At 71.6% G+C, this 15362-nt stretch carries 14 protein-coding genes and 1 tRNA gene; 7 read left to right on the forward strand and 8 right to left on the reverse strand.

The annotated features are described in order from the left end of the window. Positions 1-6 precede the first annotated feature (6 nt). The 5 genes from ABS78_RS12735 to tsaD form a co-directional block, all read right to left on the reverse strand. Entirely contained in the window at positions 7-510 is a 504-nt protein-coding gene (locus ABS78_RS12735) for a DUF2939 domain-containing protein (protein ID WP_293379546.1), read from the reverse strand. A 112-nt stretch (positions 511-622) separates the two neighbouring features. Further along, positions 623-985 carry a Rieske (2Fe-2S) protein gene (locus ABS78_RS12740; protein WP_293379549.1) on the reverse strand — a complete coding sequence of 121 codons (363 nt, stop codon included), beginning with the start codon at positions 983-985 and terminating at the stop codon, positions 623-625. After that, on the reverse strand, positions 972-1256 hold the full coding sequence (locus ABS78_RS12745; RefSeq protein WP_293379552.1) for a YciI family protein: 285 nt from the start codon (positions 1254-1256) through the stop codon (positions 972-974). Before ABS78_RS12745 ends, ABS78_RS12740 begins: the two co-directional genes overlap by 14 nt. Next, positions 1256-2260, reverse strand: coding sequence for an NAD(P)H-dependent glycerol-3-phosphate dehydrogenase (locus ABS78_RS12750; RefSeq protein WP_293379555.1), 1005 nt, complete (start codon positions 2258-2260; stop codon positions 1256-1258). The genes ABS78_RS12745 and ABS78_RS12750 overlap by 1 nt, the downstream gene beginning before the upstream one ends. After that, positions 2257-3363, reverse strand: a complete 1107-nt coding sequence (tsaD, locus tag ABS78_RS12755; protein WP_293379558.1) for a tRNA (adenosine(37)-N6)-threonylcarbamoyltransferase complex transferase subunit TsaD — start codon at positions 3361-3363, stop codon at positions 2257-2259. Before tsaD ends, ABS78_RS12750 begins: the two co-directional genes overlap by 4 nt. A 69-nt stretch (positions 3364-3432) precedes the next feature. Here tsaD and hemC point away from each other — a divergent pair, with 69 nt between their 5' ends. The 4 genes from hemC (at position 3433) to ABS78_RS12775 (ending at position 6276) form a co-directional block, all read left to right on the forward strand. Beyond that, positions 3433-4398, forward strand: a complete 966-nt coding sequence (gene hemC / locus ABS78_RS12760; protein ID WP_293379561.1) for a hydroxymethylbilane synthase — start codon at positions 3433-3435, stop codon at positions 4396-4398. 83 nt (positions 4399-4481) lie between these two features. Beyond that, positions 4482-5186, forward strand: a complete 705-nt coding sequence (locus tag ABS78_RS12765; protein WP_293379564.1) for a uroporphyrinogen-III synthase — start codon at positions 4482-4484, stop codon at positions 5184-5186. Positions 5187-5189: 3 nt separating this feature from the next. Beyond that, positions 5190-6137: a hypothetical protein gene (locus ABS78_RS12770; protein ID WP_293379566.1), complete on the forward strand. Its 948-nt coding sequence runs from the start codon at positions 5190-5192 to the stop codon at positions 6135-6137. Positions 6138-6200: 63 nt separating this feature from the next. After that, positions 6201-6276: transfer RNA gene (locus ABS78_RS12775), tRNA-Thr, on the forward strand. 143 nt (positions 6277-6419) lie between these two features. On the opposite strand, the gene ABS78_RS12780 is transcribed toward ABS78_RS12775, so the two are convergent. Together ABS78_RS12780 and ABS78_RS12785 are read right to left on the reverse strand one after the other, a co-directional pair. Next, on the reverse strand, positions 6420-7262 hold the full coding sequence (locus ABS78_RS12780) for a Ku protein (protein WP_293379569.1): 843 nt from the start codon (positions 7260-7262) through the stop codon (positions 6420-6422). Between the two features lie 62 nt (positions 7263-7324). Further along, positions 7325-7567, reverse strand: a complete 243-nt coding sequence (locus ABS78_RS12785; protein WP_293379572.1) for a DUF5961 family protein — start codon at positions 7565-7567, stop codon at positions 7325-7327. 127 nt (positions 7568-7694) lie between these two features. On the opposite strand from ABS78_RS12785, the gene ligD reads away from it, so the two are divergent. Continuing rightward, positions 7695-10253 (forward strand): DNA ligase D, encoded by a 2559-nt coding sequence (gene ligD / locus ABS78_RS12790; RefSeq protein WP_293379574.1) that lies wholly within the window; start codon positions 7695-7697, stop codon positions 10251-10253. 40 nt (positions 10254-10293) lie between these two features. On the opposite strand, the gene ABS78_RS12795 is transcribed toward ligD, so the two are convergent. Next, complete coding sequence (locus ABS78_RS12795) at positions 10294-12561, reverse strand: TonB-dependent receptor (protein WP_293379576.1); 2268 nt, start codon at positions 12559-12561, stop codon at positions 10294-10296. Positions 12562-12646: 85 nt separating this feature from the next. Between ABS78_RS12795 and ABS78_RS12800 the strand changes: the two genes are divergently transcribed. Then, a complete protein-coding gene (locus ABS78_RS12800; protein ID WP_293379578.1) occupies positions 12647-13927 on the forward strand; it encodes a serine hydrolase domain-containing protein in 1281 nt (426 codons plus the stop codon). A gap of 127 nt (positions 13928-14054) precedes the next feature. Continuing rightward, positions 14055-15299 (forward strand): MFS transporter, encoded by a 1245-nt coding sequence (locus ABS78_RS12805; RefSeq protein WP_293379580.1) that lies wholly within the window; start codon positions 14055-14057, stop codon positions 15297-15299. The last annotated feature ends 63 nt before the right edge of the window (positions 15300-15362 follow it).

Below are 15362 nucleotides of genomic sequence, written 5' to 3' on the forward strand. Positions count from 1 at the left end.
AGCGGATCAGCCGGGCAGGCGCAGCATGGAAAGATCGCCCTCGAAGCCCGAGAGGCGCCAACGGCCGTCCGGCGCCTCGGTGAAATAGAGCAGGCACGGCCCGCCCTTCTTCGACATGGCGCAGACCCGGCCGTCGGGAACGCGCTGCAGCAGGGTGGAGACGGCCATCGGGCCGGGGATCTTCGTGTCGCGCCGGTAGCCGTAATACTCCGCCACCGCCCGGAACACGTCCGGCCGCAGGAAGGCGTCGCCGGCCAGGTCGGCCAGCGCGGGCGCGAGAAGGGCCGTCAGGGCGGCGGGCGCCCGCGAGTCGCGCCGGGCCTCGGCCACCAGGCGGGCCTGGATCTCCTGCTTCAGGGCGCGCTTGTCGACGAGGGCGTCGAACGTCGCCCGGTCGCCGTCGCGGATCGAGATCAGCAGGGCGTGGACGTCGGAGGCGGCGTCCAGCTTCTGCACCGTGGCGCAGGCCGAGAGACAGAGCGCCATCAGGCCGATCAGCACCGCGCGCATATGTTTCTCCCGCCGTGAAGCCGCTCGTCGCGAAGCTTGCGTCCGCCAGCCTGGTCCCCGCAACCCGAACGGGGGATGAACGGGCGGCGTTCCCTTCCCATGCCCGTTCCCTTCACGCCGTCCAGACGTCGCCGTCGCGGGCCTCGACGGGCCAGGGCGTCAGGCGATCGCCCGCGCAGGGGCCGGCCACGCACAGGCCGCCCGGCTCGAACAGCGCGCCGTGGCCCGCGCACAGGATGTAACGGCTGTCGCGCGTGAGGTAGCGGTCGTCCAGCGCGCTGAGCGGCCAGCCGGCGTGGGGGCAGGAATCCACGAAGCCGCGGACCGTGTCGCCCTGGCGCACGACGAAGCCCGCGAACAGCTTCTGGTTCTCACGGAAGCGGAACCCGCGCGCGCCCGGATCGGCGATCTCGGTCAGGGCGCAGAGACGCAGGCCGGGCGCCGGGCGCGCGGGATTGGCGTCAGAGCTGGCCAACCGTCGCCCGGAACGGCCGGATCTCCACGCGCTCCCACAGGCCCGCTTTGGTGTAGGGGTCCTCGGCGTTGAACTTACGGGCTTCCGAGATGTCCTCGGCCTCCATGATCAGCAGCGAGCCGGCCATGTCGCCGCTCTCGGACAGGATCGGGCCGCCCACCTTGATCCGGGGGCCGTAGCCGCGGGCGAACGCCAGGTGCGCCTCGCGGGTGGCCATGCGCAGGTCCAGCGAGTCGGGCTTGTCCACGCAGAGCAGGACGAAGTGCGGCATCAGTTTTCCTCTCGAAGGGGACGGGACAGCAGGTCGCGGATCGCCTCGTCCACCTGGACCTCGCCGGCCAGGATGGCGGCGACGGCCTCACAGATCGGGGTCTCCACGCCGAGTTTCGCGGCGAGCTGGCGGACGGCCGGGGCCGAGGCGACGCCCTCGGCCACAGAGAGCTTGCCCGCGAGGGCCTCGGCCAGCGTCTGACCGCCGCCCAGGGCTAGGCCGACGCTCATGTTGCGGGACTGAGGGCTGGAGCAGGTGAGCACCAGGTCGCCCAGGCCGCAGAGACCGGCCACCGTCTCGGCCTCGCCGCCCAGGGCGACGGCCAAGCGGGTGAGTTCCGAAAAGCCGCGCGTGATGAGCGCCGCGTGGGCCGAGCGGCCCAGATTGCGGCCTTCGACGATGCCGCAGGCGATGGCCAGCACGTTCTTCACCGCACCGCCGATCTCGGCGCCGATGACGTCGTCGGCGAAGTAGGGCCGGAACGCCGGCGTCGCGATCGCCTCGCCCAGCGCCTCGGCGCAGGCCATGTCGGCGCAGGCCAGGGTGACGGCGCTGGGCAGGCCGCGGGCCACCTCGCCGGCGAAGCTGGGGCCGGCGAGGACGGCGGCGCGGGCCTGGGGGATGGTCTCGGCGAGGACGTCGGTCATCAGCTTGAGCGAGCCCTGCTCGACGCCTTTCGAGCACAGCACGACGGGCGTCCCCGGCCGGACACGCCCGGCGAAGGCCGACAGGGTGGCGCGCATGTGCTGGGCCGGCGGCACGGCCAGGACGAAATCCGCCGCGCCGAGGTCGGCCAGGTCGCCGGTGGCGCGGATGGAAGGCTCGAGAGCCACGCCGGGCAGGAAGGGCGGGTTCTCGTGGCGGGCGTTGATGGCCTCGACCACCTCGGGCTCGCGCGCCCAGAGCAGGACGTCGCGGCCCGCCCGGGCGCACACCTGGGCCAGCGCCGTGCCCCAGGCGCCGCCGCCGATGACGCCCGCCGATCGCAGGGGAGCTGAGGTCATGCCTTGGCGCCTTTCCGGCCGGCTTTGTGGGTCGGCGCCGCCGCCGCGGCCGCCGCGTCGAGGGGCCAGCGCGGCCGGGCGACGGCGTCCAGCGGGTCGGACAGGCCCAGGGCCAGCCGCTCGGCCCCGGCCAGGGCGATCATGGCGGCGTTGTCGGTGCAGTAGGCGAGCGGCGGTGCGGCGAAGCCGAAGCCGCGCGACCGGGCGACGGCCTCCAGTTCGGCGCGCACCGCGCCGTTGGCGGCCACGCCGCCGGCCACCACGAAGCGCAGGCCCCCCGCGCCGGCGTGTTCGCGGGCGTAGAGGTCCATGGCGCGGGCCGTCTTCTCGGCGAGCTGGCCCGCGATGGCGGCCTGGACCGCGGCGGCCAGGTCGCGGCGCCGCCCCTCGGTCGTCGCGCCTTCGGCCAGCCGGGCGGCGGCCGTCTTCAGCCCCGAGAACGAGAAATCGCAGTCCTTACGGCCCAGCAGCATGCGGGGCAGCACATAGGCCGAGGCGTCGCCGCCCTCGGCCAGCCGCTCCAGCGCCGGTCCGCCGGGATAGGGCAGGCCCAGGGCCTTGGCGATCTTGTCGAACGCCTCGCCCGCCGCGTCGTCGATGGTCGAACCCAGCCGGCGGCAGGCGCCCACGCCCTCGACGCTCAGGAGCTGGCAATGCCCGCCCGACACCAGCAGCAGCAAGAACGGATAGGGGATGTCGGCGCCCAGCCGGGCCGAGACGGCATGCCCCTCCAGATGGTTCACCGCCACCAGCGGCAGACCGCGCGCCAGGGCCACCGCCTTGCCGAACGACAGGCCGACCATCACGCCGCCCACCAGCCCCGGCCCCGCCGTCGCCGCGACGCCGGTGAGGTCGCCGTAGCCGAGGCCGGCCTGGACCAGCGCCGCCTCGGCGATCGCCTCGATGCTCTCGACGTGGGCGCGGGCGGCGATCTCGGGCACCACGCCGCCGAAGGGGGCATGGGCGGCGATCTGCGATCCCACGACGGAACTCAGCACCTCGGCCCGGCCGTCCGCGTCCAGCCGCACCACCGCCGCCGCGGTCTCGTCGCAGCTGGTTTCGAGGCCGAGGACGGTCTGATCGGAGGGAGGCGTCAGGGTCATCCGGTTGCCGGGGATGGCCCGCTCCTGTAGCAGGCCGCTTCAACTCGTGTCCGAGGTAGACTGCCGACCGTGCCCACGCAACCGCCCGGCCTCAAACGTCCGATCCGGATCGGCGCCCGTGGCTCGAAGCTCAGCCTGACGCAGACGGGCCATGTCCGGGGCCTGATCGCGGCGGCCCTGGGCGCCGATCCCGCCGACCCCGCGCAGGTCGAGGCCCTGACCGAGATCGTCGTCATCACCACCACGGGCGACCGGGTGCAGGACCGCCGGCTGCTGGAGATCGGCGGCAAGGGCCTGTTCACCCAGGAGATCGAGGAGGCGCTTCTCGAAGGCCGCATCGACTGCGCCGTCCATTCGCTGAAGGACATGCCGGCCGAGCTGCCCGACGGCCTGTGCATCGCCGCCATCCCCGAGCGCGAGGATCCGCGCGACGCCTTCCTGAGCCGCGGCCCCGAGCGCCTGGAGGACCTGCCGCAGGGCGCGCGCCTGGGCACCGCCAGCCTGCGCCGCCAGGCCCAGTCGCTGAACCGCCGGCCCGACCTGGACGTGCGGATGCTGCGCGGCAACGTCGACACCCGCCTGGCGCGGCTCGAGGCGGGCGACGCCGATGCGATCCTGCTGGCCTATGCGGGTCTGCGCCGGCTGGGCCTGGGTCACCTGCCCAAGAGCCTGATCGACCCGCGCGAGGTTCCCCCGGCGCCGGGCCAGGGCGCCCTGGCGATCGAGGCCCGCACGACCGACCGCGACCTGCCCTGGCTCGCCGCCCTGCGCTGCCAGGCCACCACCCTGCGGGTCACCGCCGAGCGGGGGGCGCTGGCCGCCCTGGAAGGGTCGTGCAAGACGCCCATCGGCGCCCACGCCTGGTTCGAGGGCGACCGGCTGGAGCTGGTGGTCGAGGCCCTGTCGCCGGGCGGGACCGACCGTTTCCGCCGCGCGGGCGCCGTGGACGCGCCGGGCCTGGAGGCCGCCCACGGCCTCGGCATGTCGCTGGGCGCGTCGATCAAGGCCGAGGCGGGCGACGCCATCGTGCTCTGACGCCGGTGACGTTCCGCATCGCCCCGCATTCCGCATCGCCCGGCATTCCGCATCGTCCCGCGTTCGGCTAACACCCCCGGACCATGGCGGCCCGTCGGCAGAAGATCTGGATCACGCGCGCGCAGCCCGGCGCCGACGTCACCGCCGCGCGGGTCCGGGCGCTGGGCCACGACGCCGTGGTGGCGCCCCTGCTGGCGGTGCGCGCCCTGCCCGATGCGCGGATCGAGCTGGACGGCGTCGTCGCCCTGGCCTTCACGAGCGCCAACGGCGTCCGGGCGTTCGCCGACCTCAGCGGCGAGCGGTCGCTGAAGGTGTTCGTCGTGGGCGCGGCCACCGCCCAGGCGGCGCGTCAGGCCGGCTTCCGCTCGGTCCTGTCGGCCGACGGCGACGTCGAGGCCCTGGCCGACGGGATCGCCGGCCGCCGGGCCGAACTGCGCGGCGTCGTCCTGCATCCCGGCGCGGCCGAACCGGCCGGGGACCTCGCCGGCTCCCTGGCGCGGCACGGCGTGCAGGCGCGCCATCTCGTCCTGTACGAGACGACGCCCGTCGACCTGCCGGCGTCCGAGATCCAGGCGTTGCTGCGGAGCGACGCGGTGCTGTTGCACTCGCCCCGGGCCGCTCAGGTCCTGGCGGGCCTGCTGAAGGCCACGCCCGCCCCGGAGCTGCGGGCCCTCGGCCTGTCCCGGGCGGTGATCCGGCCCCTGGCGCGCGCGCGCCTGGCGGCCCGCGCGCATCCGCCCTTCCCGCTGGAGGCGGCGTTGCTCAACCTCATCGACCGACGGCCCTGAGCCATGCCGGGTCCGCGGATCATCTACCTCACGCCCTACGCTCAGGTCCTCTCGGGCGGCACGAAGATGGTCTACCGGCACGTCGAAGCCCTGAACGCCATGGGCTTCGACGCAGTGGTCCGCCGGCCGGCGGAGGTGGACCCGCCCGGCTGGTTCCGCCACGAGGCCCGCAGCGAGGACATGGCCTCGCCGCTCCGCCCGGACGACATCCTGGTGCTGCCCGAGGACGCGCCCGAGGCGCTGATCCGGTGCGCGCCGCTGCCGAACCCGAAGGTGATCTTCTGCCAGAGCCTGGTGGCCATGCCGGCCTTCTGGTCGTCGGCCGTGCCGCGCGAGGTCCAGGCGCGGTACCGCACGTTCCTGACCGGCAGCGAGGGCATGGCGGCCTTCGTGGCCCGCCACTTCGACTACGACCTGATCTCGGTGGTCCCGGTGTTCGCCGACGAACGGCTGTTCCGGCCCGGCCCCAAGGCGCGGCTGATCGCCTGTTCGCCGCGCAAGCGCCCGTATGAGCAGCGGGCCATCCGCTACATGTTCGAGCGGCTGCACCCCGACGCCGCCGGATGGCGCTGGGAGATCCTGGAGACCGAGACCGAAGCCCGGACCGCCGAGGTGATGGGCCGCGCGTCGGTCTTCCTCAGTCTGGCGCGCATGGAGTCCACCTGCCTGACCAACCTGGAGGCCATGGCCAGCGAATGCCTGATGACCGGCTTCACGGGCGTCGGGCCGCGCGAGTACGCCAGCCCCGTCAACGGGATCTGGGTGGACGAGGACGACTGCGAAGCCGCCGCCCACGCGCTGTCGCGGGCCTGCGCCCTGGCCGACGCCGGAGGCGGCGCCGCGGCGCTGATGCGCCACGCCGCCCGGACCACGGCCGCCCGCTGGACCTACGCCGGCTTCCGCGAGCGGCTCGCCTCGTTCTGGCGCGACCGGATGGGCGTGACCGCATGACGCCGCGCTGGCGCCTTTGCAAATCGAGGCCTTGCGGTTAAAAGCCCGCGTCCCCGGACAGGAGCCGCCTTAGCTCAGCCGGTAGAGCGGCGCATTCGTAATGCGTAGGTCAGGTGTTCGAGTCACCTAGGCGGCACCATTTTTTCAATGACTTAGTGGCGTCTGGGGCGGCAAGCTCGAGCGTCCCGGATGATCTTCTGCCGTCGCCGGAAGCGCGGCTATGGGGGTCTTCTTTCCGAAGGTCTCCGTTGCTCCGGATCGGTGAGCTCCGTAGCTTCGTCCCTAACCGGCCTTGCGTCTCTTCGGCCGGGCGGTGGTCGCCTTGGCCCGGCCGGCTTTCGCCGGCGTCTTGTCCTTGGCCGCGAGGCTGGCGCGGAGGGCCTCCATCAGGTCGACCACGTTGGTGTCTTCCGGCTCGGGGACGGCGGCGAGCTTGCGGCCCTTCCGCTTGTCCGCGATCAGCGCCTTCAGCGCTTCCTCGTAGCGATCGACGAACTGGCTGGGGTCGAACGGCCCTTCCTGCTGCTCGATGATCTTCTCGGCGATCGCGACCATCTTCGGGTCGGCCTTCACGTCGCGGATGGCGCCGAAGATCTCGTCGGGTTTCCGGACCTCGGCGTCGGAGCGGAGGGTGTAGGCGAGAATGCCCTTCCCCCGCGGCTCCAGCGCGAGGATGCGTTCCCGGGTGGACATGACCACGCGTCCCAGCGCGATCTGACCCGACGTCTCCATGGCCCTGCGAATGACGGCGAACGGCTCCTCGGCGAGCTTGCCGTCCGGAGCGAGGTAGTAGGGATTGTCCCAGTAGATCCGGTCGATGTCGGCCGCCGGCACGAAGCGCTCGATATCGATGGTGCGGGTGCTTTCCAGCTTGACCGATCGGATCTCCTCGTCGGTCAGAAGAACGTACTCGCCCTTCGACACCTCGTAGCCCTTGACCAGGCTGGACCGTTCGACCGGCCCGGTGTCGGGGTCGGTGGTGATCATCCGAATCCGGTTGTTGGTCTCGGGATTGATCAGGTTGAAGTGGACGTCGCCCCCCGCGCTGGTGGCGGTGTAGAGCGCCACGGGACAGGTGACGAGCGACAGTTTCAGGTGGCCCTGCCAGGTCGGGCGATACGCCATGTCGATATCCCTTCGGGCCCTCGCCCGACCGACTCAACGGACGTCCGGCCGATTCGTTCGGCCTATTCGCAGGAGCGGGTCTCGCCGGTGTCGAGGTCGATCCGGAAGCAGCGCTCGCCCCCGTCCTCCAGATTGCGCACGATGACGCTCAGGTCGTCGCTCCCGTCGACGGCCGGATGACAGGTCTCGACGTAGGCGATCGCGGCGGCCTCGAACGAGGTCTCCTCGACGATCCGCGAAGGGCCGCCGGCGAGCCGCGGGTGAACGCGGAAGGATCGTGGGGGGCTTTCCGTGGCCTGCGGCATGTCGGGCTCTCCTGACGCAGGATCAACGCACCGGCCGCCGAAAGGATTCATCGCGGCGCCCACGCCGGGCTGGATCGGCCGGGCGACCCGTTCGTTCAACACTCCGAAACCGAGTGGGATACAGGCGATGGCCGCGACCAAGCTCGCCAGATACCGGAAGATGCGGGACTTCTCGCAGACGGCCGAGCCGTCGGGGGACAGCGGTCGGGTGTCCGCGTCCGCGGCCCTGCGCTTCGTGATCCAGAAGCACGCCGCCAGCCATATGCATTTCGACCTGCGTCTTGAGCACGAGGGGACCTTCCGCTCCTGGGCGGTGCCCAAGGGGCCGTCCCTCGACCCCAAGGTCCGCCGCATGGCGATGGAGGTGGAGGACCATCCTCTCGACTACGGCGACTTCGAAGGCGTGATCCCCAAGGGCCAGTATGGCGGGGGCACGGTGATGCTCTGGGATCGGGGCTACTGGGCGCCGGAGGCGGGCTTCGAGGCCATCGGCCGGGCCCTCGACAAGGGCGAGCTGAAGTTCGTCATGGAGGGCGAGCGGATGCACGGCTCCTGGGTCCTCGTGCGGCTGAAGGGCGGCCGCGCCGCGTCGCCGAAGGCCGCCTGGCTGCTGATCAAGCATCGCGACGCGGGCGCGGCGGAGGGGGACGACGCTGCCCCGTCAGACGACGACCGCTCGGTGGCGTCGGGCCGCACCATGGCCCAGATCGCCGCGGGCAAGGGCAGGGCGGCCAAGCCGTTCATGACCGTCGAGGGGACGGCGCCCGACGCACTTCCCGACGCGTCTCGGAGCGCCCGCCGGCCGGAACCGCCCGCGTTCATCGTCCCCCAGCTCACCAAGCCGGTGGCGGCGCCGCCGGCCGGCCCGGGGTGGGCGCACGAGATCAAGTTCGACGGCTACCGCATGCAACTCCGCACCTTCGGCGGCAAAGCGATGCTGCTCAGCCGCAAGGGACTGGACTGGTCCGCGACGTTTCCCGAGATCGCGGCGGCCGGCGCAAGGCTCGGAGACGGCGTGATCGACGGGGAGGTGGTGGCGCTCAATCGCGCCGGAGCGCCGGACTTCGCCGCCCTGCAGGCCGCCATATCCGAGGCGAAGACGGGCGATCTCGTATTCTTCGCCTTCGACCAGATGTTCTCGGGGTCGGAGGACCTCCGGCCTCTGCCGCTGGCGGCGCGCAAGGCGCGGCTGCGGGCCCATATCGAGGACGCCCCGGCCAACATCCGCTACGTGGATCATTTCACCGCCGCGGGGGACGCCGTGTTGCAGTCGGCCTGCCGGATGGATCTCGAGGGGATCATCTCGAAGCGGCTCGACGCGCCCTATCGGTCCGGGCGCAGCGAAACCTGGACCAAGTCCAAGTGCCGGGCCGGCCACGAGGTGGTGATCGGCGGCTACGCCACCACCGGCGGCGCGTTCCGCTCGCTCATCGCCGGCGTCTACAGGGACGGCGAACTGATCCACATCGGGCGGATCGGTACGGGCTTCGGCCGAGACAAGGTCCGGCGCCTGTGGCCGAAGCTGAAAGCGCTGGAGACCGACGCCAGCCCCTTCTCCGGACGTGGTGCGCCGCGCAAGACGGCGGGGGTCCACTGGGTGCGTCCCCACCTGGTGGCCGAGATCGAGTACGCCGGCTTCACCGCCGAGGGGCGCATCCGGCAGGCGTCGTTCAAGGGCTTGCGCGAAGACAAGCCGGCGGCCGAGGTGGAGGCCGAGACCCCGGCCCCGGCCGCAACCCCGGCCGTCGCCGTCGCGCCCTCGCCGCGGGGTTCATCTGAGATGAGGGGTTCATCCCAGGTGATGGGCCTGACGATCTCCAACGCGGACAAGGCTCTCTGGCCCGCCGCGGCGGACGAACCGCCGGTCACCAAGCTGGACCTGGCGCGATACTACGAGGCGGTCGGCGAATGGATGCTGCCTCACCTGAGGGGACGTCCCTGTTCCATCGTTCGGGCGCCCGATGGGGTCGACGGGGCGCAGCGGTTCTTCCAGCGCCACGCCGGCAAGGGCCAGTCGTCGCTGATCACGGCGGTGGAGATCGGACCGGATCGCAAGCCCTACATCCAGTTCGACCGGGTCGAGGCGCTGGTGGCCGCGGCCCAGATCGGCGCCCTCGAACTCCACCCGTGGAACAACGCGCCCTTTGCGCCCGAGCAGCCCGGTCGGCTGGTGTTCGATCTCGATCCGGCCCCCGATGTCGCCTTCGAGGCCGTCATCGCGGCCGCCCGGGAAGTCCGGGATCGCCTGGACAGGCTCGGCCTGGTGGGCTTCTGCAAGACCACGGGCGGCAAGGGCCTTCACGTGGTCACCCCGATCAAGGCGGAGGGGATCGGTTGGGACGCCGCCAAGGCGTTCGCCCGGGATGTCTGCCGGGCCATGGCGGCCGACTCGCCCGACCGCTTCCTGATCCGCATGGCCAAGAAGGATCGCGGCGGCCGCATCTTCCTCGACTACCTGCGCAACGACCGCATGGCGACGGCGGTGGGGCCGCTTTCCCCACGGGCCTGGTCCGGCGCGCCCGTCTCGATGCCGATCAACTGGAGCCAGGTGAGGACGGGGCTCGATCCGGCCCGGTTCACGTTGCGCACCGCCCCGGCCCTGATCGGCAAGTCCACGGCCTGGCGGGACTATCGCGCCGGCGAGCGACCGTTGGCGGCCGCGATCGCGCGGCTGGCGAAGACCTAGGGCGACCGCCCCGCGCCGGGTCATGGCGCGGGGCGGGGCCTCAACGGCGTTCGCCGCCCCAGGCGTAGGCTGCGGTGAGCCGCACCTCGCGCTTGTCGCCCCAGACCGAGCGGTTGGTGTCGCGGATGGCCTCGTAGGTCCTGTCGAACAGGTTCTCGGCCGACAGCTCCAGGCGCCAGGCGTCGTTCGTGGCGCCGACCGCGCCGCGGGCGAGGCTGATGTTCGAAGCCTTCACCTGGTTGTTGAAGTTGATGAAGCCGGTGAATCCGCCGCGCTCGGCGCGGTAGGAAAGCGCGGCGAAGGCCCGCCAATCCCCGGCGACGGGCCGTTCCCAGTAGAGCTGGCCGGTGATCATCCACTCGGGGATGTTCTCGATGGTGAGGCCCTTGTAGGGACCGCTCTTCACCTCGCCCTGGATCCAGTTCACCGCGAGCGTTCCCGACAGCAGCGAGCCGTCAGACCAGCTCTGCGAGCCCGAGGCCTCGAAGTCGACGCCATAACTCTCGGCCGACCCGGCGTTGTTCCGGTAGGAGCGGGCCACGAGGTCGGGCCCGAAGTCCACGAGGCCCACAAGCAGCTTGCCGTAGCGGTTGTAGAAGCCGCTGGCGGCGAAGGCGACGCGTCCCACTTCCCACTTGGCGCCCGCCTCGTAGGCCGTGGCCGTCTCCTGGCCGAAGGTCGGCGGGATGCCCAGGTCGAAGACCGAATTGCCGTTGAAGCCGCCGGCCCGTTGTCCCCGGGCCACGGACGCGAACACGCGGAAGGTGGGGCTCACCGCGTAGCGCAGCGCCAGCGACGGGGTGAAGCTCTTGAAGGTGTCCTCGATCAACGCCCGCCCTTCGGTGCAGGCGGCGCCGAGGGCCGGCGCCTGGAACGGCGTCTGGTAGGGGCAGGCGACGGCGCCCGACATCCGGCGCACCACGTAGCTGTCGAAGTCCTTTTCGGATTCGCCGTACCGCAGCCCCACATCGACGGTGAAGGCCTCGGTGACTCGCGCGTTCACGGCGGCGAAGACCCCCCAGGTCTTCTCCTTCTCGATGGAGACCGTGTTGTTGTTGAGGGCGGGGCTGGGCGCGAGGTTGGTCGCCGAAACCGTCCGGCCGTCGCTGAGGACGAACGAGCGCGATTCCTTGCTGACGACGTTGGCGCCCACCTGGATGTCGACACGGTCGCTGAGCGAGGTCTCGTAGCGCAGGTCTTCGCTGTAGATTTCGGTGCGGTCGTAGAAGATCAGGACGCACGACAGCGTGCCGCACGAGGCCGGGAAGGCCGGTCCGAATCCGGGGGCCGAGCGGTCGGCGTCCTGAGACCAGTTGGTGTCGCGCAACCGGTAGAGCGACGTCGAGGTGATCCGCCCCTTGCCGGTGTCGTAGCGGATCTCGGTCAGCCAGTTGTTGAGGTCGCGGTTGACGTCGTTCGACGCGTTGTTGGCGTACAGGAACGGGCCGTCCGTGTCGGCCGGGAAGACCTGGGCCGGCGGCAGGGTGCGGTCGTTCACCTGGCTGGTGGTGTTGACGAAGTTCGAGGTCGAGCGCTCGTCCGAGCGATCGTACACTGAGAAGACCGACAGGGCGTCGGTGGGCGTCCACTGGGCCGAGACGCGGAAACCCTGATACTTCTCGCGATCGCCATAGTCCTGGGTGAAGCGATTGTAGAAGAAGCCCTTGTCCTTATCGACGACCTGGGCGCCGACGCGGACGGCGAAGGTGTCGGTGAGCGGAAGGTTGCCGATGACGTCGATCGCCGTGCGCTCGATCTTGGGCGAGTAGGTTGTCCGGACCATGAAGCCGGGCTCGGCGCGGGGCCGGACGCTGATGGCCTGCATCACGCCCCCCACCGCGTTCACGCCGTACAGCGACCCCTGGGGGCCGCGGATCACTTCGACCCGCTGGAGGTCGAAGAGGTCTGCCCGCGTGTAGACCCGGCCGCCCAGGTTGCCGCCGGTGATGCTGGCGCCGTCGCGCAGGACGGCGACCGGCGAGTCGGCGTTGTTGGTCCGTGTGGTGCCCGCGCCCGCGCCGCGGATGTTGTTCTCGGCGTTGATCGTGCGCGCGTTGGCCAGGCCGACGCCGGGCAGCATGTAGGACAGGTCGGCGACGTCCTTGACCCCGCCGCGCTGCCGCAGCGCGTCGGCGGTCACGGCGCTGACGGCGGCGGGGACGTCGCGCAGCGCTTCCTCGCGCCGGCGGGCGGTCACCACCAGTTCCTCGATATCCGACGCGCCGGCCTGCGCCATCGCATGGCCGGCGACGGGCGTGGCCAGGATCGCGGCCAGCGTCGCGGTCCCGAGAAGCCGGGTCTTGTTCATGTGCGTCCTCCCCCTTGACTTTCGGGAAGGCGTAGGTGCTTGCTGACGCATTGTCAATAATCTACAAAATTGGGACGGAGGCGGCATGAGGGGGATCGTGAGGCGCTCGGTGCTGGCGGCTGCGGCGTTTGCGCCGGCGGCGGGCGCGCGGGCGCAGCCACGCTTCCAGGATGTCGATTCGCTTCTGGAGCGCCTCGTGGCCGAGGGGTGGGTGGCGGGGGCGGCGATCCGGGTGGCCCGCCGTGGCGAGGTGCTCTACCGCCGCGCCCTCGGCTTGGCCGACATCGACCGCGGCGCGCCTCTGACCGACGATGCGATCTACCGCGCCTATTCGATGACGAAGCCGGTGGCGGCGGTCGCGATGCTGCAACTCGCCGAAGACGGGCGTCTCGACCTCGATGCGCCGATCGCGAAGCTCGTCCCGGAACTGGCCCACCTCGATGTGCTCCGCGAGCCCGCCGCCGGGCTGGCCGATGTGCGCCCGGCGACTCAGCCGGTGACCGTCCGGCGCCTGCTCACCCATACGGCCGGGTTCACCAACAACTGGAGCGGCGGTCCCGTGGCGGCGCGCTACGCGGACCTGGGGCTGGTCGGCGGGACGTGGTTTCGCGCGGGCGGTCCTGGCGGGCTGTCGGACTTCGCCGCGCGGCTGGCGCAGGCGCCCCTCGTGTCCGAGCCGGGGCGGCGATGGGTCTACAGCCTGGCCTTCGACCTGTGCGGCCTGGTGGTCGAACGCGCCACGGGCCGCAGCTTCGGCGAGCATCTGCAACGCCGGGTGTTCGAGCCCCTGGGCATGACCGACACCGGCTTCCATGTTCCTCCGGAGTCTGCGGCGCGCCTGGCCTCGGTCTACGGACGCAAGGACGGCCGGCTGACGCTGCACGAAGCCGCCGAGGGATCGCCGTTCCTCTCGCCGCCGCGGGCCGAATCCGGCGCCTCGGGGCTGGTCACCACACTGGAGGACTACGGCCGGTTCGCCGACATGATCGCGGGTGGGGGACGGCGGGGCGACGCCGTGGTGCTGCAGGCCGAAAGCGTCCGGCAGATGACGACGGCGCAGGTTCCAGCCGCGGTCCTGGGTGATGCGCTCGTCCGCTTTTCCGCGGTCGGCTCCGGGGCCTCCGGCGCGGGCCTGGGCTTCGGGTTGGGCGGTTCCGTGGTGACCGCCCCCGGCTCGGCAGGGGCGCCCGGCCGGAAGGGCGACTATTCCTGGGGCGGCGCGGCCAGCACCACCTTCTTCGCCTCGCCCGATCTCGGCCTCTCGGCGGTCCTCATGACCCAGCTTTTCCCTTCGGGCCAGATTCCGCTGCACGACCGCCTGAAGGCCGCCGTGTTCGCCGACCTCGGCCTCCCGGCCGCGGCGTGAGGCGCGCGGCCGGCCACGCCTCCCCGAGAGCCTGGGGTCGCCGCGGTCGCGAGCCGGCGGCGGCGACCCCGTCCTTTCGCGCCACCCTTCCAGCCCCGGCTGGGATTGCACGGGACACCGCAACGGCATGACTTCGACGACCCGCCAGACGGGCCTGACCCCGCTTCCGCTCTTCCTGTTCCTGATGTTCCTGACCTCGACGGCCAACATGGCCGACCGCCAGGTCATCGGGATCGTGGCCGAGCAGATCAAGCTGGAGTTCGGGCTCAGCGACACGATGCTCAGCCTGATCAGCGGCACGGCCTTCGCCCTGGTGTATCCGCCGCTGGGCCTGCCGCTGGCCTGGCTGGCGGACCGTCGGAACCGCCGCAATCTTCTGGTGGGCTGTCTCAGCTTCTGGAGCGCGGCGACGGTCGCCTGCGGGTTCGCGCCCGGCTTCTGGACCCTGTTCCTCGCCCGGATGGGGGTAGCGGTGGGCGAGGCGGGATACGCCCCCTGCACCCACTCGCTGATCGCCGACTACACGTCGGCCGAGCGCCGTGCGCGGGCGTTCTCGGTCCTGCTCCTGGGCATCTCGGCCGGCGGCCTCTTCGCCTCCGTCGTCGGGGGCTTCGCGGCCGAGCACTACGGTTGGCGCGCCGCCTTCGTGGCTGTGGGCCTGCCGGGGTTCCTCACCGCCATCGCGATCCTCTGGTTCGTGAAGGAGCCGCTCCGACAGCAGGCCCATGTGGCGCCGCCGCCCGCGTTGCAGACGCTGAAGCGCCTCCTGTCGACGCCGGCCTTCACCTTCTGCATCACGGGATCGGCGGTCCACCTGATGGTGACCTACGCCAAGGCCGCGTGGGCGGTGGCGTTCTTCATGCGCGTCCACGGGCTCAGCGTCAGCGAGGCGGCGATCCTCGTCGGCTCGGTGGGCGCGGTGGCCGGGGCGATCGGAACCGTCGCGGGCGGGATCATCGGCGACCGGCTGGCCGTGATCGATCGCCGCTGGCTGGCCTGGTGGCCGGCGATCACGGTCCTGCTGGGCTTCGCGGTCGGGGCGCCGGCGTTCCTGACGGGGAACCTGTTATTCGCCGTCGCGGGGGTCTCGGTGGCGGTGTTCCTGAACGCGCTCTACCAGCCGTCCACCTACGCCCTGGTGCAGACCGTCGCCCAGCCGCGCGAGCGGGCCACGGCGGCGGCGCTGATGATCTTCATCCAGAACATCACCGGCCTGGGCCTGGGCCCGCTGCTCACCGGACTGCTCAGCGACCGCCTGGCCCCGGTCTACGGCGTGCAGTCGCTGGGCTACGCCCTGGCGGCGGTGTTCGGGCTGAACATCGTGGCGGCGGTTCTCTACGTCTTCTCCGGCCGGGCGTTCGGGCGGGGGTGATCGACGGGTGGATGTCGATCATCGACATTGACCCTCTGCGCTTCATTGTCATTAATTTACAAA

The organism is Phenylobacterium sp. SCN 70-31, assembly GCF_001724605.1.
In the GTDB taxonomy this organism is placed as follows: Bacteria; Pseudomonadota; Alphaproteobacteria; order Caulobacterales; family Caulobacteraceae; genus Phenylobacterium.

Bases quoted from the DNA above. Each gene is read 5' to 3' on its own strand.
- ABS78_RS12785 (WP_293379572.1), bottom strand. From the start codon at position 7,567: ATGCCGCAGGCCACGGAAAGCCCCCCACGATCCTTCCGCGTTCACCCG.
- ABS78_RS12735 (WP_293379546.1), bottom strand. From the start codon at position 510: ATGCGCGCGGTGCTGATCGGCCTGATGGCGCTCTGTCTCTCGGCCTGC.
- ABS78_RS12795 (WP_293379576.1), bottom strand. From the start codon at position 12,561: ATGAACAAGACCCGGCTTCTCGGGACCGCGACGCTGGCCGCGATCCTG.
- ABS78_RS12800 (WP_293379578.1), top strand. From the start codon at position 12,647: ATGAGGGGGATCGTGAGGCGCTCGGTGCTGGCGGCTGCGGCGTTTGCG.
- ABS78_RS12745 (WP_293379552.1), bottom strand. From the start codon at position 1,256: ATGCCGCACTTCGTCCTGCTCTGCGTGGACAAGCCCGACTCGCTGGAC.
- ABS78_RS12750 (WP_293379555.1), bottom strand. From the start codon at position 2,260: ATGACCTCAGCTCCCCTGCGATCGGCGGGCGTCATCGGCGGCGGCGCC.
- tsaD (WP_293379558.1), bottom strand. From the start codon at position 3,363: ATGACCCTGACGCCTCCCTCCGATCAGACCGTCCTCGGCCTCGAAACC.
- ABS78_RS12805 (WP_293379580.1), top strand. From the start codon at position 14,055: ATGACTTCGACGACCCGCCAGACGGGCCTGACCCCGCTTCCGCTCTTC.
- ABS78_RS12770 (WP_293379566.1), top strand. From the start codon at position 5,190: ATGCCGGGTCCGCGGATCATCTACCTCACGCCCTACGCTCAGGTCCTC.
- ligD (WP_293379574.1), top strand. From the start codon at position 7,695: ATGGCCGCGACCAAGCTCGCCAGATACCGGAAGATGCGGGACTTCTCG.
- ABS78_RS12780 (WP_293379569.1), bottom strand. From the start codon at position 7,262: ATGGCGTATCGCCCGACCTGGCAGGGCCACCTGAAACTGTCGCTCGTC.
- ABS78_RS12765 (WP_293379564.1), top strand. From the start codon at position 4,482: ATGGCGGCCCGTCGGCAGAAGATCTGGATCACGCGCGCGCAGCCCGGC.